Origin of the sequence: Haloferula sargassicola, assembly GCF_040362925.1 — a bacterium.
Lineage (GTDB): Bacteria > Verrucomicrobiota > Verrucomicrobiia > Verrucomicrobiales > Akkermansiaceae > Haloferula > Haloferula sargassicola.
Window position 1 is genome coordinate 136,723 of the sequence record NZ_BAABRI010000003.1, and the last position, 19,056, is coordinate 155,778.

The 19,056-nt window shown below is 66.3% G+C and carries 15 protein-coding genes and 1 pseudogene; 11 read left to right on the plus strand and 5 right to left on the minus strand.

The window, feature by feature from the left end; genetic code table 11:
* Positions 1–24: 24 nt before the first annotated feature.
* Entirely contained in the window at positions 25–480 is a 456-nt protein-coding gene (locus ABXH26_RS03340) for a DUF5069 domain-containing protein (RefSeq protein WP_353565616.1), read from the minus strand.
* 82 nt (positions 481–562) lie between these two features.
* Between ABXH26_RS03340 and ABXH26_RS03345 the strand changes: the two genes are divergently transcribed.
* Positions 563–1,993: an SDR family oxidoreductase gene (locus ABXH26_RS03345; protein ID WP_353565617.1), complete on the plus strand. Its 1,431-nt coding sequence runs from the start codon at positions 563–565 to the stop codon at positions 1,991–1,993.
* Positions 1,994–1,998: 5 nt separating this feature from the next.
* On the opposite strand, the gene ABXH26_RS03350 is transcribed toward ABXH26_RS03345, so the two are convergent.
* A complete protein-coding gene (locus tag ABXH26_RS03350) occupies positions 1,999–2,172 on the minus strand; it encodes a hypothetical protein (protein WP_434783418.1) in 174 nt (57 codons plus the stop codon).
* A pseudogene (locus ABXH26_RS20585) lies at positions 2,173–2,226 on the minus strand (hypothetical protein); the annotation flags it as partial.
* Between the two features lie 112 nt (positions 2,227–2,338).
* Here ABXH26_RS20585 and ABXH26_RS03355 point away from each other — a divergent pair.
* Positions 2,339–2,563 carry a hypothetical protein gene (locus ABXH26_RS03355; protein ID WP_353565619.1) on the plus strand — a complete coding sequence of 75 codons (225 nt, stop codon included), beginning with the start codon at positions 2,339–2,341 and terminating at the stop codon, positions 2,561–2,563.
* 6 nt (positions 2,564–2,569) lie between these two features.
* Here the strand turns inward: ABXH26_RS03355 and ABXH26_RS03360 are convergent, their stop codons facing one another.
* Positions 2,570–3,553 carry an alpha/beta hydrolase family protein gene (locus ABXH26_RS03360; protein WP_353565620.1) on the minus strand — a complete coding sequence of 328 codons (984 nt, stop codon included), beginning with the start codon at positions 3,551–3,553 and terminating at the stop codon, positions 2,570–2,572.
* A 102-nt stretch (positions 3,554–3,655) separates the two neighbouring features.
* On the opposite strand from ABXH26_RS03360, the gene ABXH26_RS03365 reads away from it, so the two are divergent.
* The 6 genes from ABXH26_RS03365 (at position 3,656) to ABXH26_RS03390 (ending at position 9,370) form a co-directional block, all read left to right on the plus strand.
* Complete coding sequence (locus ABXH26_RS03365) at positions 3,656–5,980, plus strand: NPCBM/NEW2 domain-containing protein (protein WP_353565621.1); 2,325 nt, start codon at positions 3,656–3,658, stop codon at positions 5,978–5,980.
* Positions 5,981–6,147: 167 nt separating this feature from the next.
* Positions 6,148–6,525, plus strand: a complete 378-nt coding sequence (locus ABXH26_RS03370) for a GntR family transcriptional regulator (RefSeq protein WP_353565622.1) — start codon at positions 6,148–6,150, stop codon at positions 6,523–6,525.
* Between the two features lie 6 nt (positions 6,526–6,531).
* Positions 6,532–7,437, plus strand: coding sequence for an ABC transporter ATP-binding protein (locus ABXH26_RS03375; protein WP_353565623.1), 906 nt, complete (start codon positions 6,532–6,534; stop codon positions 7,435–7,437).
* A gap of 11 nt (positions 7,438–7,448) precedes the next feature.
* On the plus strand, positions 7,449–8,459 hold the full coding sequence (locus ABXH26_RS03380) for a hypothetical protein (RefSeq protein WP_353565624.1): 1,011 nt from the start codon (positions 7,449–7,451) through the stop codon (positions 8,457–8,459).
* Between the two features lie 147 nt (positions 8,460–8,606).
* Entirely contained in the window at positions 8,607–8,735 is a 129-nt protein-coding gene (locus tag ABXH26_RS03385) for a hypothetical protein (RefSeq protein WP_353565625.1), read from the plus strand.
* On the plus strand, positions 8,732–9,370 hold the full coding sequence (locus tag ABXH26_RS03390) for a DUF3109 family protein (protein ID WP_353565626.1): 639 nt from the start codon (positions 8,732–8,734) through the stop codon (positions 9,368–9,370). Before ABXH26_RS03385 ends, ABXH26_RS03390 begins: the two co-directional genes overlap by 4 nt.
* Here the strand turns inward: ABXH26_RS03390 and ABXH26_RS03395 are convergent.
* Positions 9,336–10,874 carry a hypothetical protein gene (locus tag ABXH26_RS03395; protein ID WP_353565627.1) on the minus strand — a complete coding sequence of 513 codons (1,539 nt, stop codon included), beginning with the start codon at positions 10,872–10,874 and terminating at the stop codon, positions 9,336–9,338. The genes ABXH26_RS03390 and ABXH26_RS03395 overlap by 35 nt on opposite strands.
* A gap of 209 nt (positions 10,875–11,083) precedes the next feature.
* Here ABXH26_RS03395 and ABXH26_RS03400 point away from each other — a divergent pair, with 209 nt between their 5' ends.
* The 3 genes from ABXH26_RS03400 to ABXH26_RS03410 all read left to right on the plus strand — a co-directional run bounded on the left by ABXH26_RS03400 (position 11,084) and on the right by ABXH26_RS03410 (position 19,055).
* A complete protein-coding gene (locus ABXH26_RS03400; RefSeq protein WP_353565628.1) occupies positions 11,084–16,084 on the plus strand; it encodes a hypothetical protein in 5,001 nt (1,666 codons plus the stop codon).
* Between the two features lie 101 nt (positions 16,085–16,185).
* Positions 16,186–17,970 carry an alpha-L-rhamnosidase-related protein gene (locus ABXH26_RS03405; RefSeq protein ID WP_353565629.1) on the plus strand — a complete coding sequence of 595 codons (1,785 nt, stop codon included), beginning with the start codon at positions 16,186–16,188 and terminating at the stop codon, positions 17,968–17,970.
* A 287-nt stretch (positions 17,971–18,257) separates the two neighbouring features.
* Positions 18,258–19,055: a glycoside hydrolase family 16 protein gene (locus ABXH26_RS03410; protein ID WP_353565630.1), complete on the plus strand. Its 798-nt coding sequence runs from the start codon at positions 18,258–18,260 to the stop codon at positions 19,053–19,055.
* Position 19,056 lies beyond the last annotated feature (1 nt).

The following is a 19,056-nucleotide window of genomic DNA, read 5'->3' on the forward strand; positions in this document are numbered from 1 at the left end:
CCGGATGTCGGAAGATGCAGGGGATCAGGCGGTCGGCAAGGGGAGACGGCCTTCGTCGAGATCGATGAACTCGAACATGGTCGCGACCGTGCCCGCCGGCAGGCCGATCTCGCCCAGCCGGATGTCGACGCGCTCGGTATAAACGTCGCGCCAGCCGAGCTTGGTCATGAAGGCGTTCCAGATCTCGATTTCTTCGTCGCCCGGTCGGCGGCCGTGCTCGAAAGCCCACTCCAGCAGGTCCTCGTCGCGGCCACCCTCCCGCACGCGCTTTTCGAACGCGGCGTAGTCGATGCCGAGGAAACGGCAGCAGCGGTTGTCGAAGGCGTTCGGATAGGCGGTGCCGCGGGATGCCTCCCAGGCCTCGGGCAGTTTGCCTTCAGCCGCGAGGCGGACCTTGTCGACCATGCGGCCGAAGTAAACCAGGCCGGCCACCTTTTCCGAAGGGCCGCGGAGTCCGGGAATCAGCGTGGGGAAACTCATGCCGCCGATGCTCCACAGCCCGCCCGGCACGTCGAGCCCGATCGCTGCTGGCCGGATGGCGAAAGGGTGGCATGTTAGGCCCGTGCGGATCTTGCTGACAGGGGCGACGGGATACATCGGGCTGCGGCTGCTGCCGGCGCTGCTCGAGGCCGGGCACCACGTCACGGTGCTGGTGCGCGATCGCCGCCGGTTCCCAGAAAACGAGTTCTCGAAGGCCGCCGCGCGGCTGGACGTGATCGAGGGCGACCTGCTCCAAGCCGATTCGCTGCCGGACTTTCCGCCCGACACCGAGGCGGCGTTCTACCTGCTGCACTCGATGACCGGCGGCGGTGACTTCGCTGAAAAAGAACGCCGCATCGCGGAGCACTTCGTTTCCAAGCTCGACGCCACCGGCTGCCAGCGCGTGGTGTATCTCAGCGGCCTGACCGACTCCGACGACGGCCTTTCTCCGCATCTCTCGTCACGGCTCGAAACGGAGAAAATCCTGCGCCGCGGCAAGGCCGGGGTGACCGTGCTGCGGGCGTCGATCATCGTCGGCTCCGGCTCGGCCTCGTTCGAGATCATCCGCGATCTCGCCGAGAAGCTGCCGGTCATGGTCTGCCCGAAGTGGGTCCATACGAAGTGCCAGCCGATCGCAATCCGCGACGTGATCGACTATCTCACCGGCGTGCTGGGAAAGCCGGAGACGGCCGGGAAAACCTACGACATCGGCGGTCCGGAGGTGATGACCTATCGCGAGCTGCTGGCGAGATATGCCGAAGTCCGCGGCCTGCGACGCTGGTTCGTGCCCGTGCCGGTGCTCAGCCCGAAGCTCTCGTCATGGTGGCTCTATCTCGTGACCTCCACGCCTTTTCCGCTGGCGCGGGCGCTGGTCGATTCGCTGCGCCATCCGACCGTGTGCCAGGACGTGGCCATCCGCGAGGTCTTGCCCGCCGATCTGCTCAGCTACCGCGAGGCGGTCGGGAGGGCGCTGGCCCGGATCGCCCAGAACCGCGTGCCCTCGCGCTGGCTCGATTCGCTCCAGTCCGGCAAGCTCGACGCGCGCTTCATCGATGCCGTCAAGATGCCCGAGCATGGCGTGTTCCGCGACTCGCAGAGCGCCGAGCTGAAAATGCCGCGCTCGTGGGTCATCGACTCGGTCTGGGCGCTCGGCGGCGAGCGCGGGTGGCCCTCGATGAACTGGGCGTGGAAGCTGCGCGGCGCCATGGATCGCGCGATCGGCGGCATCGGGCTGCGGCGCGGGCGGCGCTCGCCGTATGACCTGCGGCCAGGCGACTCGATCGACTTCTGGCGTGTGCTGGTGGCCGACCGCGAGTCGGGGCGGCTGATGCTTTACGCGGAAATGAAAGTCCCCGGCGAGGCGTGGCTGGAGTTCCGCGTCGGCGAGGAGCGGCTGGAACAGACCGCCACCTTCCGGCCGCAGGGGCTGCTCGGACGGCTCTACTGGTTCTCGGTGCTGCCTTTGCACTGGCTGCTTTTTCCCCGCATGGCGGAAAGGCTGGCCGGGCACTGATCGGGTCAGCCGCGCAGGAGGTTCCGGAGCCGCCCGGTGGTCGCATGGCGGTCGAGCTTCGAGGCGGCGACGTCGAGGACGAAGGCTTCCCAAGCAGAAGAGTCCTGGGTCACCTTGAAACCGTTGGTGTTGAGAAAGACCAGACACGTTGCGAGCGCGACCCGCTTGTTCCCATCCACGAAGGGATGGTTGGAGCAGAGATAAAACAAGTAGGCGGCCGCGATCTCGACCAATCGGGGCGGGCCGGCTCGGCGAAATCCTCCTCACCGTCTCGCGTCCGCCGACCTTGGCCCGCCGACGCCTTGATTGACTCCGGACGGACGGAGGGATACTTCATTCTCCATCATGTCCGCCATCAGCCGCATCATTCTGGGGATCGCCGTGTTGATCGGCGCCTTCGTCATCAAGGCCAAGGCCGCTCCCGCCATGGACGGCGGGTCGGAGGTCCTCCTCCTGTTCGGCAAGGAGGTCTCTGCCACGACCCTGACGCTGATCGTGGCCTTCTTTTCCATCGCCGGCATCGTGATGATCGTGGCCGGCGGCATCGGCCTGATGAAGGGGCGGAAGTAGCACCACCTATCTCACGGCATCGAGCAGGAAACGGCACATCTCGGGATAGAGATGTCCGGCATCGGTGGCGAGCACGCGGCCGTGGGTGCCATCGACGACCGGCCGCAGGATCTTGGTTTCCGCGGGGATCCTGTCGAAGATCTCACGGGCATCGGCGAACGGGATGAAGCGGTCGTTTTCCCCGTGGATGATCATCACCGGCATGGTGAGTTTTTCCGCAGCCTTCGCCGGTCGGATCTGCCACGGAGCGTAGCCGGCGCGGAGCCACGAGCCGCAGCCCACGGAAAAGGCGGCCACCGGGGCGAGGCCGGCGTATTTCGGGGCCAGCTCGGCCGCCGAGCGTTCGACCGTCCGCTCCAGCGAGGCGAAGGCGGCGGCGCTGATCACGCCCGCCCAACGCTGCGGCGAGCGGGCCGCGGTCTGGAGGGCGATCGCGCCGCCCTGCGAGACGCCATAGAGGAAAACGGGCTGGGGTTTCAGGGAAAACCGGCCGGGCAGGTCATCGACCAGCGCCTCGATCAGCTCGCACTCGTCCTTGCCGAAGGTGGCGTGCGGCGCGGGATGGTCACCATGGCCGGGCAGGTCGGGAACCAGGCAGCGGAAGCCGGCGGCGGTGAAGCGTTCGCAGCTCGGCAGGTGGTCCTCCTTGCGGCCGCCGTGGCCGTTGAGCATGACCACCGTGCCGAGGATCTCGCCCCAGGGGGGCGGGCGTTTGAGCGACTTGCGGAGATCACGCGCCCGCCAGCCGCGGCCGCCGGGTTCGGGCTCGACCAGGAGGCAGGGTGTCTTTTCCGGGCCGGTGTAGGCGGTGATTTTCAGGCCGAAAGCGGCGGGATGTTCGAGGCGCTCAAGGTGATAGTCCTGCAAGGCCCGGCGCTTCGGCTCGACGAGGTGCCCGGAGCCGAGCCAGCCGATGGTGCTCAGGGCGGCGAGGGCGAGCAGCGAGGAGGTGAAGGCGATCCGTTGAAGCCAGCGGCGGAGGCGTTTCATCGTGACGCGGGAGCCTGGATGGAGGCGATGAAGGGATGATGAACGGCGGATGAAATGATCCGGGCGAAGGTTTCGGTGCCGAAGCGCCGTATGGGGGGCAACATGTCCTTGCTCCGCGCGCTCCTCATTGCCTCCGTGCTGTCGCCCCATCTCCACGCTGCCGAGTCTTACCGGCTCGATGAGCTGGACCTGGGCGACGCGACCACCGGCTTCGGCTGGATCCAGAAGAACCGGGCGGTGAGCGAGAAGCCGCTCACGATCGGCGGCCAGAAGTTCGAACACGGGATCGGGGCCCACGCACCGAGCGAGATCGGTTTTCGGCTCGACGGAGGTCGGGCCTCGTTCCGGGCCATGGTGGGCGCCGATGATGGCGCGGACGAGCAGGGCTCGATGGTCTTCCAGGTGCTGGCGGACGGAAAGGTGGTTTTCGACAGCGGCGTGATGAAGACCGGCGACCGGCCCAAAGAGGTCGAAGCGGATCTGACGGGGGCGAAAAGCGTGCTGCTGAAGGTGACGGATGCGGGTGACGGCAGGAACTACGACCATGCGGACTGGGCCGAGGCCGTCATTCTCACCGACGGCGCGGAGCCCGCGGCCGGCCAGTGGTGGAAGCGCGAGGTGCCGGTGGCCGATGGGAAAATGGAGGCCCGGCCGGCGCTCGAAAGTCCCGGAGGAAAGCGGAAATGCGCGGTGGCCGAGTCCGCCGGACGGCTGTTCGTGGTGATCGATGGCATGGAGCCGATGCCGCTCGGGATCACCGTGGATGGCCTCGACTACGGAGCGGCGGCGCGGATCACCGGATCGGAGGACTACGAGATCGACGGAACCTACCCGTGGTTCGGCAACGTCCGGCAACTCACGAATCACGCCGCGGGCCGTCGTTTCCACTGCCGGACGGATGGCAAGTCATGGACGCTGGACGTGCGCGCCTACGATGACGGGATCGCCTGGCGCTATGTCATTCCCGGATCGGGAAAACGAACGGTCCAGGGCGAGGCGACGGCCTTCGTCCTGCCGGAGGGCGCGAAGTACTGGAGTCACCATAATACCGCCAACTACGAGGCGAACTTCGAGCCCTTCATGGCCACCGCGGACACCGCGGGACGGCCGCTCGCCATGCCGGTGACCGTGGAGCTGCCGAAGGGCGGGTTCGCCTGCATCACCGAGGCGCAAACGATGGGCTACAGCGGCATGTCGCTCGGCCCCGAGGGCAAGGCGCTGTGCGGGATTTTCGAAGACGACCGGGACGGCTGGGAGATGTCGGGCGAGATCGTGAGCCCGTGGAGGGTCGTGATTTTGGCGGACAGCCTGACCGGTCTGGTCAACCAGAGCATTGTCTACAACCTCTGTCCGGCGCCGGATGAGAAGCTGTTTCCCGAAGGACGCGCCGCCGCGTGGATCCAGCCGGGGCGGGCGTTCTGGACGTGGGGTTTCGGGCTGTGGGATTCCGCGAAGTGGGACAAGATCATGGGCTTCGTCGATGACGCCGCGGACCTCGACTGCCGGTATTTCACGATCGATGATCCCTGGCGCGACCCGAGGTCGGGCTGGCACCGCAACGGCGGCGACGAGTGGGACAGCCTGAAGGAAGTCTGCGACCATGCCGCCACGAAGGGCGTCAAAATCATGGTGTGGGAGCACTGGGAAAAGATCCGCGACGAGGAGGCGAGGAAGGAGTTTTTCGAAAACGTGGCCAAGGCCGGCGCGGCGGGAGTGAAGCTGGACTTCATGGACAGCGAGAGCCACGAGCGGCTGGAGTTCTATCACTCGTGCCTGGAGCTGGCGGCGAAGCATCACGTGCTGGTGAACTTCCATGGCGCCAACAAGCCGGCCGGCGAGGAGCGGACCTGGCCGAATCTGATGACCCGCGAGGGCATCTTCGGCGGCGAGCAGCGCGGCAGCGTCGAGCGGCGTCACCTCGCGGCGTTGCCGTTCACCCGGCTCGTCACCGGGCCGGCCGACTACACGCCCGGCGCTCTCCGTGCGGACCCGTTGGGAAACACCACGGCCGGATCGCAGCTGGCGGTCTCGGTGGCGCTGAATTCGCCGATCTGCCACTGGTACGAAAGCGCGGACACTTATCATGCCCAGCCGCCGGAAGTGCTGCAGTTCATCCGCACCAAGCCCGTCGTCTGGGACGAGTATCGGGTGCTGCCGCAAAGCAAGATTGGCGAAATGGCGGTGGTCGCCCGGCGCGACGGCGACGACTGGTGGGTGGCCGGCATCAACGGCACCGACGAAGTCCGCGACTACCAGCTGGGCCTCGGTTTCCTCGCCAAAGGGGGCTGGACCTCGGTGGTCTATCAGGACCAACGCGGCGATCAAACGAAGCTTGAAATCTCCAAGCCCGATCTTCAAGCGGGCGACTCCATGCCGATCACCATGCAGCCCGGCGGAGGCTTCGTGGTGGTGCTGAAAAGGAAGTGATCGGGCGGCGGGGAGAGCGGGCAGCGGTCTCCATGCCGTCTCCCGGAGGCGCTTCAAAGCCCCCGCTCTCACCGGCCTGAAAGCCATCCTCTCCCGACTGGAAAGAATTATGTGGACGGTGTTACACGAATACTGTAACACCAAGGACGCAAGTTCATGAAGCCCTGATGCTGCCCTTCCTTTTCCAGCTCCGCGATGGCGAACCGGTCTCCGATCAGATCGTGAGGGCGGCGCACCGAGCGCTGGCGAATGGCGAGCTGCGCGCGGGCGACCTGTTTCCCTCGGTCCGCGCGTTGGCGCAGGAGTTGAAGATTTCCCCGACCACCGCTTTCAAGGTCGTCCAGGAGCTGAAGGACCTCGGTTTCCTGATCAGCCGACCGGGCGTGGGCATGGTCGTCCAGGCCCCGCAGCTGCCGCCGGTCGCCAAGCGCCTGGAGATGCTCGAACCGGCCGCCCGCCGCTTTCTCGACGAAGCCCGCGCGCTCCACCTGACGGCCGGCGAGGTCGAGGCCCTGCTGCGCCGGCTTTCCGATCCCGAACCCTGACCCTCCATGATCACCATCCGTGGACTGAAGAAACATTTCCGCCGCACCGATGCGCTGCGCGGCGTGGACCTCGACGTGCCGGAGGGCAAGGTGACCGCCTTCCTCGGCCCGAACGGCGCGGGGAAAACCACCACCATCAAATGCACGATGAACCTGCTCCCGCGCGACGGGGGCGAGATCGAGGTGATGGGCGTCGATGCCGCCCAACTAGCATCCGAGCAGTGGCGGCGGATCGGCTACGTGTCCGAAAACCAGCTCATGCCCGAGTGGCTGACCGTGCCCAAGCTGCTCGCCCACCTGCGGCCGATGTATGGCGGGCTCTGGGATCGCGATTTCGAAAAGCGGCTCTTGCGCGAGCTCGAACTGCCGTTGAAAACCCCGCTGCGTTCGCTTTCCCGCGGCCAGCGGATGAAGGCGGCGCTGGTGTCGTCGCTGGCCTACCGGCCGCAGCTGGTGGTGCTCGACGAACCTTTCAGCGGGCTCGATCCGCTGGTGCGCGACGAGTTCCTGACCAGCCTGCTGGAGCTCACGGAAACGGAGGGCTGGACCGTGTGGATCTCCTCGCACGACATCGAGGAGGTGGAACGTTTCGCCGACCGCGTGGCGATTCTCAACGGCGGCCGGGTCGACCTGCAGGAGGACGTCGGCTCGCTCCAGGCGCGCTTCCGCCGGGTCGAGTTGGTGGCCATGGACGAGATCGCCGCTCCCGCGGAAACCCCGGCCGGCTGGCTGAACCTCCGCACCGAGGGCCGGTCGGCGAAGCTGGTTCACACGAACTACGACGAAAGTCGTAGCCGACCCGAGCTTGAGGCCGCGTTTCCCGGCCTGATCCGCACCGACATCCGACCCATGACCCTGCGCGAGATCTTCGTCGCCCTCGCCCGCAGCTTCCGCAGCACCCCGAACTCCTGAATCCCATGCTCATGGCGGGCATCGCCTTCACCCTGTGGCTGGGAGCATTGATCCCATGGATTTGGATCTATGGAATGTATTGGCCCGTTCAGGTGAGCTTGTATCAATCGGCGGTGCCCATTTTGGAAAAGATACGGATCACCCGCCTGCCCTACGAGAATCGTGGAGATGAAAACCGGATTCCCGTGCATGACCTCCTGCAAGTGGAGGGACTTGAACGCGGATCGGTGGGGGCGATCACCTCCGTGTTCGTCCCGGATGATCGCGTCTATCTCAGCGTGGTTCCTGAGGATTTGGATGGCGATCCCTTCGGTTGGACGGAAGTGCTGTTCAGGGACCCTGCCACCCGAGCAGCAGAGCACGAACCTGATGATCCCTGGTGGGACGTGAAGCAGCTGGCCCCGCAGTCTTTCCCGACCTCTCCATGGGTGGGTGACGAGGACGAGCATGCGACCGCGTGTTTCATCGCACCCGGGGCCTCGCTACAGGTGCGGGCGCCGAACGGGGAGCAGCGAACCTTGGAGGCTCCCGAGGATTATTTGGAGAAGACGTGGCGAGTCAGGTGCTCGGCGCGCCGCTTTGAGAAGCTGGGGGAAGTGGATCTATCCCGTGGTGGGCGGTTGCCGTTTCCCACAGGGGGAATTCTTGAGATCGGGCCCATGGCTTCGACGGATGAAGGTAAAGAATATCTGAAGCTAACCATCGTTCACGGAGATCTGGACAACTGGATCTTTCAGGGATTTGAGGCGAGGAGAATACCCTTCGAGTTCGTGCTTTATGCCATCATCCAGGATCCGGAATCCGGTGAGCGATTCAGGGTAAGAACCACCTATGGCGGCTCCGAAGAACGAGACATGTTTCTCGCCAAGCGCGTTCCCTTGCGAATCGAGCTTACAGGGACACCGGCGGATCAACAGCGTCAGCGCCACCTGCTGACCCAGGGCCACATGACCGTTTTCTGGCCGCGGTTCATGGGCATCTCCCCGGACCATGAGCTGGCGCCATCCACCGGGCGGGAATGATCATGGTCGGTCAGGATGATTCAGCCATCGCCGGCGGGAGCGCCATCGTGCCGACAACGAAGCGCCCGCGATTCATCGCCGCAGTCCAAGTTCGCTTTACGTCCGGCGCGGTCGTCTCCCATGCTCACCGGCGTGCGGTTGAGAATCATGGGTGCGGCGTTCGTTGAAGAGGTAGGGATCGGATCCGACCTGCTGGCCTATCTTTCCTGCGATTTGGCCGCCCTCAGCTCGCCGACCGCGCTGCGGAACTTCCAACGGCCGGAGGAAAAAGGATGACTGCCTACCCCGGCATCGAGCGCGAACTCGCGCGCCAGATCCGTGAGGCGGCGCTCGACCACGAGGCGTTCGAGCTGCCGCTGAAAGTCTGTGAGCTGGCCACTTGCCGCGCGACCTGTTGTCACGATGGCGCCATCCTGGAGGCCGAGCAGATGGCCGGCATCCGCGAGGTCGTCGGGGCCCGCCGCGATCACCTCCGCCGTTACGGTTGGGACCATGATCGTTTCCTCGAAGAAAACCGCACCGCCACCCTGCAGGCCGCCGACTCGGAGCTGGCCGACGGTTTTCCCGGCCACTTCCCGCGGACCCGCTGCGTGTTTCTCGATGCCGAACACCGCTGCGTCCTGCAGCGTCTAGCCATGGATGAGGGCCGCCACCCGTGGTTCTGGAAACCGGTTTCCTGCTGGATGCATCCGCTCCTGCTGCGGCCCCGCGAGCGCGGCGGGCGACCCGTCCTCACCCTCGCCCGCTCCGGCGACGATCCTGCGGGAAAGCCCGGCTACCCCGGCTTCGGTTCCTGCACGCCCTGCGGCCTTCCCCGCGCCGGCGGCGAGCCCGCCTGGCAGGTTCTGCGCGGCGAACTGGAGCTGCTGTCGGAAATCAGCGGCCGGGATCTGCTACGGGAGTTGTCGTAGGTTCTTGGCCGGTCACGGCCGTCCATTTGGGCGAGTCCGGCGGGAGCGATTCGATGAGGCCCCATGAGCCCCATTTCGATGGCCGGGAGGAAAGGCTGAACCAGAAGAGTTTTTCGCGGCGGGGATCGGCGACGGCGCGGTCCCAGATGCGGCGGTATTCCTCGTAGAGTGCCTTCATGCCGGGCTCGCGGTTGGTTTGGATGAAGAGTCGGGTGAGGGCGTCGTCGTTTTCCGCGCCGCCGTGACCGGCGAGGTGTTGGCCGCCTTCGTAGCCGAGCAGGGCGAGCTCGAACTTGCGGGCCAAGGCGGCTTGTTTGGTGATCATCTTGGGCACCGACTTGGCCAGCGACTCGTCTCGCAGGCGGGCGATGAGTTGTTTCGGTTCCAACCGGCGGATCGTGTCCGCGGTCTCGGGGCTGCCGAATTCGCCGCCGAAGTAGGGGGCGATGGCCAGCGCATCCACGTCCTTGTAGGCATCCTGCCAGGTGAGCACCTGCTCGGAAACCCACGGGTTGGCCGACTGGCTGGCCATGATGCGGGTCAACCGGGCCTGCTGGTTTTTTTCGGCAAAGACCTCCTGCCAGATGCGGCAGACGGCGACGGTGCGCTGCGAGTAAAAGCGGAGCTGTGCCTGGAAATCGTTGTCGGACAAGGCGGCTTTGCGGCCTTGTTCGAGGCACCAGCGTGCCTGCTCGAACATGCCGTTCCAGCATTCGTTGGAGAACTCCACATACACGTGGCGGGCGGGATCGAGCGAGTCGCGGATCAGGACGGCCATGCGGCGGACGGTGTCGTCGGTGGCGAGGTGCGGGACGCAGAACCAGGCATCGACCCCGGCGCGGTTGGCGAGTTCGACCTGCACTTCGAGCGGCACGCCGAGCTTGCCGGAGAAGCGCATGCTGCCGGGCTTCGAGCGGGATTTCCAATCGCTCACGGCCGAGCCGTTGGTGTGTGCCCAGTCCATGAAGCGGACGGCGGAGAAGTTTTTGACGAGGTCGATGAACCGCTGGTCGAACGAGCCGGCGGCCTTCACGGGGCGCATCAGCTTGAGGTTCCCGAGGCCCCGCTGGCCGAGGCCGGTGAACTTGAGGAACAGCGACTGCGGTTCTTCCGAGGGCGGGATGGTGAGCGTGGCGGTGGTGGTGCCGCCCTGGTGGTCGGGACCGGCCACCCGGATGGAGCCGGGCATGGCCTCGACGCTGCCGTTTCCGGAAAAGGACAACGGGTAGCGGCCATCGATCCCGTGCTGGTCGGCGAAGACGACGAGGCCGAGGTCGCCTTGGCCGGTCGGCCAGCCCGCGGCATCGACCGGGGCGGATTCATCCCACGGCTGGTGGGCGCTGCCGAAGTGGCGGGCGGACTTGATGGCATCGGCGAAAGGCAGCACGGCCGACCAATCGGCGATGCCTTCCAGGTTCACCGCGGGGAGGTCGCGCGCGGGCGGCGGGGCGGCTCCGACGGGCAGGGTGAGGCAGGCGGCGACGACGAGCTTCGTCCATTTCATGCGGTGGAGGGTAGAGGGGGCGCGGGCGGCGTCGATGGCATTTCGCGCGGGATGCCGGGGCCGGCGGGATCGCCCCCCCTTTTGGTGGAGTTTGGAGGAAAGCCCTTGAGGGAGGGGCGCGGTGGATGCGATGGGAACCTGTAAGAATCGTTCACTGTGCCGCTCTTGGCGGTGACGTTTTGTTTTCCTGAAAACCCAGATCCAACCCCATGACGAAATCCTTGCTCTTTCCGGCGGCCCTGCCGCTGCTGGTCTTCGCGGTGCGGTCGCAGGCGGCCGACGTTACGATGAACGCCGGCGACGGCTTCGGCAGCACCTCCTTCAATGCGGCGGGCCAGTGGAACAACGGGGCGGCCCCGACGGCAGCCAACCAATACTTCAACGGCGGCTTCCTGTTGCGGACGCCGGCGGACGGCAATTCGTATACTTTCGCCGGCGCTTCCCTGACCATCACCGGCCCGGGAACCTTCGCCGCCGCTGCCAATGAGGCACTGATGTGGAAGGGCACCGGCACCACGGCCGTGATCACGGTGCCGAACCTGATCGTGAACGGAGGCCAGGTCCGCCACGGGCAAGGCAGCGGGGATTCCTTCACGCTCGCCGGCAACATCTCGGTCGGTGCCAACGGGGCGGGGTTCGCCGCTCAGGGCGGGTTCAACGTCGCGGCTCCGATCGCCGGAACCTCGCGGATCGTGGTCCTCGCAAACGGCAGCGGCGAGGCGGCGCGGATGGTGACCTTCAGCAGCAGCGCCAGCACCTTCACCGGCGACCTCGATCTCAACGCGGCGAACAGCCTGGCGACGCTGGCCGATGATGCGGTGTTCCATTTCGTGGCCGGCGCGTCCGGCGACAGCAACCAGATCGTTGGTACGGGAAGTATCGTACTCAACGGGGATTTCGTGATCGATCTCAGCGGCGCGGCCGCGACCGCCGGCAGCTCGTGGCCGCTGGTCACCGTGACCACCCGGACTTTCGGGGAGACCTTCACCGTGCAGGGGTTCACCGCCAGCGGTACGGCGGGATCGCGCATCTGGTCGAAGGAGGCCAACGGCGTGAACTACCAGTTTTCCGAGGCCAGCGGGGTGCTGGCGGTGATCGACAACGACTCCGACGGTGACGGCCTCGACGACGCCTTCGAGCAGGTGATCATCGACTTCGACAGCGGCGATGCCTATGCAGCCTTGGCCGACGTGCTGCCCGGCGATGACTTCGATGGCGACGGCTCGACCAACCTGCAGGAGTTCCTCGCGGGCTCGGATCCCACGGACTTTTACTCGACGGCCGCGGATACCGACGGCGACGGGATGACGGACACCTGGGAGGTCCAGTATTTCGGCGACCTCTCGCATGACGGCACCGCCGATGCGGACGCCAACGGCGGGCCGGACGGGCTGACCGACTACGATGAATTCCTCGAAGGCACCGACCCGACCGACTCGGACACGGATGACGACGGCTTGAACGATGGCGACGAGATCAGCGGAGACCTCAACGTGGACTTTTTCAACGAGCCGACCGTTCCGCTGCTCGCCGATACCGACGGCGACGGGCTCACCGACGGGGAGGAGATCTCCGGCAGCCTGAATGCCGGGTTTGGTGGGGCGGCGACCGACCCGAACCAGCAGGACTCCGATTTCGATGAGGAAACGGATGCCTCCGAGCTGGCCTTCGGAAGCAATCCGAATGACGCTGCCTCGCTTCCCGCCAAGGCGGCGATCATCGCGCCGGGCCTGCGCAACGGCGGCTTCGAATCCGTCAATGGTGTGCCCGGCACCCTGGGTGAAACCTACAACGACCTCGGCTGGGACAACGCGACCCACAACGTGGACAGCTGGACCGATTGGCTGAACACGACCGCCAACACCGGCGGCTTGCGGCCCGCTCAGCCGGACCACAATGGCTTCGGCCTGAACGTCGCCGAGTTCGAGGATCTCACCAACGACGCGACCAAAAACATGACCTCCTACGTCGTGCAGCTGAACGACGTGATCGAGGTGACCTGGTTCCACACCCAGGACGATACCGGCAACTCGTCGCTCACGCTGCTTGTCGATGACGGCTTCGGCGGCGTCACCAACACCGGCATCACCAAGGCCTCGGCGCTGCCGAGTGCCACGGTGCCGAACTCGCTCGTTTACACCGCCGTCACCGGCAGTCCGCTGATTGGCCGCAAGCTCGGCATCGGAGTGACCGGCGATGGCGGCCACAAGATCGACAACGTGATCCTGTCGCTGAAGGACCGGGACGCCGACAGCGACGGCCTCAGCGACTTCGCCGAAGACCGTTACTGGGGAAACAACGATGGCAATCCCGATGCGGCCGAGCTGCTGGTCACCACCGGCGGGGCCGACTGGGACAGCGACACCTATACCAACGCCCAGGAGGTCAGCGGGGGATCCGACCCGACCGATGCGGGCTCGGTCCCGGCCGACAGCGATGGCGACGGCCTCGACGACCTCTGGGAGGACCAGTATTTCGGCAACAACGACGGCATCGTGGACGCCTCCGACCTCGTGCAGGATGGAAACGGCGACCCGGATCGTGATTTCGCGACCAACGAGGCCGAGGAAAGCGCCGGGACCGCACCGGATGACGCGAGCGATTGGCCGGATGCCGACGGCGATGGCATGAGCGACGCCTGGGAAGCCGCCAACGGGGTGAGCGATGCCGGTGCCGACGACGACAGCGACGGCAGTACCAACCTTGAGGAGCACGATGCCGGCTCCGACCCGAACGACCCGGCCTGGTCCGCCACCAAGGCGGTGCTGCGCCATCGGTGGAGCTTCAGCGGCAGCCTCGCGGACTCCGTGGGCGGCTCGGATGCGCAGGCGATCGATCCCGATGCCAATGCCGCCACCGGTGGCGGCTTCACCCAGGATTCGGCCAGCGTGACCCTGGGAGGCGGGGTGAAGGCGGAAAGCCACTACGTGCTGCTCGGCAACAACCTGCTCAGCGGGCTGCAGGCGGATCGCATCTCTCCGGTGACCATCGAGCTGTGGGCCACACCGCATGCGGTGCAGAACTGGAGCCGCATCGTCGCCTTCGGCACGGACAACGGCGCGCCGGCCGGCAACCAGGCGTTTTCGATGTCGTGGAGTTTCGGCACCGATGCGAACAGCGATCGCGTGCTGTGGAACGGCGAGCAGCAGAGCGACGGCTCGAACGCGCCGTATCTACTGGATGTGCCGTACCACGTGGTCCTGTCCGTCACGCCCGCCTACTACGCGGGCACGGCTTCGGGAGCGGTGGTGAAATGGTATGCCTCGCCGGCGGTGGCGGGTCATCCGCTGTTCGCGGCCAAGGGGCAGTTCGAAACCGGAGCCGACCTGACCGACCTTCAGGACGCCGTCGCCTACCTCGGACGCTCGATGTGGGGCGACAACACCGCCAGCGCGTCCTGGGACGAGGTGCGCATCTGGGCGGGCGAGCTGACGGAAACCGAACGCGAGCTGTTCCAGATCCTCGGCCCCGACAGCATGGATCGCAGCGATTCGGAGCCGGATGGCTTCCCGGATGCCTGGGAAATGGCCTACTTCGGCAACCTGACCACTGCCACCGTGGGGGCGGACAGCGACGGCGATGGCGCCAACGACGAGGTGGAGCTGGCCGCGGAAAGCAGCCCGAACGACATCGACTCCGTGCCGGCCGACGTGGATGGCGACGGCCTCGACGACGAATTCTTCGAGCTGGTCTATTTCCGCAACCTTTTCCAGAGCGGCACCGATGATCCGGATGGCGACCTCTGCGACAACGAGTATGAGGAAACGGGCGACGCGCTCGGCAGCTCGGATCCGACCGATCCGCTGTTGATGCCGGATGTCGATAATGACGGCCTGCCGGACGGCTGGGAGTTCCGCTACTTCGGGGCGGGTAATCTTTCCCCAACCGATCTGGACGATGGTGACGCGGACAATCGCGACAACTACGCCGAGTTCCTCGCCGGCACCAACCCGACGCTGGCGGACACCGACGCCGACGGGCTGGACGATGACGAGGAGGAAACGGCGGGCACCAATCCGCTGGACCCGGACTCGGATGACGACGGCCTGACCGACGGGCAGGAGGTCAACACCTACCTGACCGATCCACTGCTGGCGGACTCCGACGGCGACCTGTTCGGCGACAAGTATGAGATCGACCACGGCAGCGATCCGAAGAACGCCGCGAGCGTCCCAAGCCAGCCGACGGGCTTTGCCTTGCTCGAGGATTTCGACGGCCCCGGGATGACGCCCGGGCAGACTTTCAACGGCATCAATGGCTGGTCCGTCGATGCCGCCAACGTGGTGGTCGCCAATCCGGCGGGTGCCGACCGGTCCGGCCACTGGGTGAATGGTGCGATGCGGCGCTCGCTGACCGCCAGCGGGCTGCAGGTGCTCCATGGCAACACCGGCACCCTGTTCATGCAGGTCTACATCGAGGACGCCGATCCGCAGCTGATCGATCATTCCCTCAGCTTCAGCGACACCACGGGAACCGGAACGGGCGACCACGAGGCGCAGACCGGCATGATCAGTGGCAATCTGACCGTGCGCAACGGCGCGACCAACTACGACTCCGGCTACGACTTCGTGCAAGGTGCCTGGTACAACCTCTGGCTGGTGGCGGACAATCAGAACGACATCACCCGGGTGTTCGTCGAGAGCCCGGCCGGCCAGACCGGACAAGTCGAGATCACCGCCGGTCAGACCTGCACCTTCCGCAACGGCACGGCGGCGAATGCGCTGATCCAGCTGCTGTTCCTCGAGTTCGACACCGGCTCGGTCCTCATCGACAACCTCTACGTCGATCCCACCGCCCGGAACCTCGCCAACCCGCTGGGCAGCAGCTCGGATGGCGATGGCGACGGCTTGGACGACGCCTGGGAAACCGCCTACTTCGGCGGCACCAGCGCGACGAACGGCGGCCCGGCCGAGGACTTCGACGGCGACGGCACCGACAACCTGACCGAGTTCCGACTGGGCCTGATCCCGGACGATGCGGCCTCGCGCTTCGCCATCGCGGTGACGGACACCAACGGCCCGGCCGGCGGTTTCAGCCTCCAATGGCCCAGCAAGGAAGGCGTGACCTTCACCATCCGCCGCTCGGCGAACCTGAGCACCTGGACGGACATCGCGACCGGCGTGCTGGCGGCCACGGGCGGGGCCTCCACCAGCTACTCCGACGCGGCGGCCCCTGCGGGCAAGGCCTTCTATCAGGTCGAGCTTGAGTGAGCGGATTCCCCGGGCATCGTAGCTGCCGGGCCGACCGCAAGAAATCATGACGGCCCGGGGCACCTCCCGGGCCGCTTCATATCAAGAACCCTACGATTTCCATGCATCCTCTCTCCCGACCCTCGCGGAAACGAATGGCGGGTCTCGTGTTGGCGATGGTCGCCGGGTTTCCCCTGGCTTCCCCGGCGGCTCCCGTCCACCAGGTGCCCGAGCGCCCGGAATCCATCGTGCGTCTGGGTGGCGGGGAGTGGCTGGTGGATTTCGGCCGGGTCACCTTTGGAAACCTCGAACTCGAGCCGCCCGCGGAGATGGAAGGGAAGGTGGTCGTGCGCTTCGGCGAGGCGTTCAAGAACGGCCGCATCGACCGCCATCCGCCGGGTTCCGTGCGCTTCGCCGAGGTGGCCGTGGACCTCGCCCCGGACGAACCCCGCCCGCTGCGCGTGGCCCCGCCGGCCGACCGCCGGAACACCAAGCAGCCCGAGGCCGTCCTGACCCCGCCCGACTGGGGCGTGGTGCTGCCTTTCCGCTGGGTGGAAATCGACGGCTGGAAGGGCGACCTGAAGCCCGATCAGATCCGCCGCCAGTCGGCCTTTTCCTCCACCTGGGATGACGGCGCGGCTTCCTTCCACTCCTCCGAGCCCGCGCTCGACCGGATCTGGGAGCTGTGCCGGCACTCGATCAAGGCCACGACCTTCGCCGGCATCTACGTCGATGGCGACCGCGAGCGCATCCCCTACGAGGCGGATGCCTATCTGAATCAGCTCAGCCATTATTACACGGACGACGACATCCAGATGGCGCGCGATACCTTCGACCACCTGATGGAGCATCCGACCTGGCCCTCGGAATGGGCACCGCATCTGGTGTTCATGGCCCACGCGGACTGGATGCGCACCGGCGATTCCGGTTGGCTGGGAGCGCGTTACGATTTGCTCAAATCGAAGCTCCTCACCGAACGGGTGGGCCCGGATGGCCTGGTTCACAGCAATGCCAGGCAGCAGAGCTGGAATGACATCATCGACTGGCCCGAGGCGGAGCGTGACGGCTATGTCCGCACCGGGGTCAACACGGTGGTCAACGCCTTCCACATCGCCGCCCTGCGGCAAATGGCCGACCTGGCGCGTGCAGTCGGCCGTGGGGACGAGGCCGAGGATTTCGCCCGGCAGGCGGAGAGGAAGCGCGCGATCTTCAACCGCGAGTTCTACGATAAGTCGAAGGGGGCCTACCACGACGGCCTCGGCACCCGCCACACCGCCCTGCACGCTTCGCTGTTTCCCCTGGCCTTCGGGCTGGTGCCCGAGGAGGAGGAAAAGCGGGTGGCGGATTTCGTGGAGGAGCGTGGCATGCGCTGCTCGGTCTATGCCGCGCAGTATCTGCTCGAAGGCCTGTTCCGGGCCGGCCGGGGCGGGGCGGCGCTCGATCTCATCCTGGCTGATGGCGACCGCAGTTGGCGCCACATGCTCGACAGCGGCACCACCATGACCTGGGAGGCCTGGGACCAGAAATACAAGCCGAACCAGGACTGGAACCACGCCTGGGGGGCCGCACCGGCCAATCTGCTGCCGCGTTTCGTGCTCGGCGTGCAGGCGGCGGAGCCGGGCTGGAGAACGGCGCTCGTCCAGCCGCATCCGGGTGGCCTCAGCTCGGCCGGCGGCCGGGTTCCGACGCCGCGGGGACCCATCGAGGTGGAGTGGAAACGGCGCCGCGGGACCTTCGGTCTGAAGCTCGATTTGCCCGGCGGGATGAAGGCCGAAGTCCGGCTTCCCGCCGGGCCCGCATCGCGGCGGGTGCTGGTGAACGGTGCCGAGATGCCCGCTCGCAGGCAGGGGCCATGGCTCGTGCTCGGTCAAGCCATTGAGGGAAAAAACACGCTGATCGTCCGGTGATGGACATGGATGCCCGTCCGAAGCCTTTCCTGCCTATGCGTATTTTATCGAATCAAGACTCGACGAGCCCGATGGAATGGCATAACACCTTCATCGTCGCCAACGCGGCCTGCGGTTCGCGCCGCGGTCGCCGAGGTCCGGCAAAGATTTTACCGTCAACCCCCGGCTCCGGCCGACCACGGAACGGTTCGATTTCCCTGCATCTTGGGTTGATACAAGGGATACTTGGCGGCCCGGATCGGATCCATCCGGGTCGCCTTTTTTCCGCCCTGGGGGTCGCGCTCCTGATGGCTGGCGGTGCTGGCCGGGCGGAGGAAAACACGCCGGCTCCCCCGGCGGGATGGACGCGGGTGTGGGCCGACGAGTTCGATCGGGACGGGGTGCCGGATCCGGCCAGGTGGGAGTTCGAGCACGGCTTCCAGCGCAACCACGAGCTGCAATGGTACCAGCCCGACAACGCCGTGGTTCGAGACGGGCGGTTGGTGATCGAGGCCCGCCGCCAGCAGGTTCGCAATCCGGGCTTCCGGGAGGAGTCGCGCGAGTGGCGAGCGAGCCGGCGTTTCGCCGAGTACACCTCGGCTTCACTGATCACCCGGCCCGAGGTGGCCTGGACCTACGGCCGGTTCGAGATCCGCGCCCGTTTTCCCGCCCGGGCGGGGCTGTGGCCGGCCATCTGGACCACCGGCAAGGGCCGCTGGCCGCAGGCGGGCGAGATCGACATCATGGAATTCTACCGCGGCCAGCTGCTCGCGAACTTCGTCCAGGCCGGACCGGACGGGCGCGATGTGTGGAACGATTCGCGGCATCCGCTGGCGGACTTCGAACCGTGGGAAGGAAAGGACCACCTGTGGGTGATGGAGTGGGATGAGGAGAAGATCGAGATCCGCCTTGATGGACGCCTGCTCAACCGCCACGACCTTTCCCGGCCCTTCCCCGGTGCGGACCCGGCGCTCCGGCCTTTTCACGCCCCGCAGCGCCTCAGGCTGAACATGGCCGTCGGCGGCCAGGGGGGCGATCCCTCGGGCACGACTTTTCCCCAGCGCTACGAGATCGACTTCGTGCGCATCTATCAGCGGGAAAAGTAGG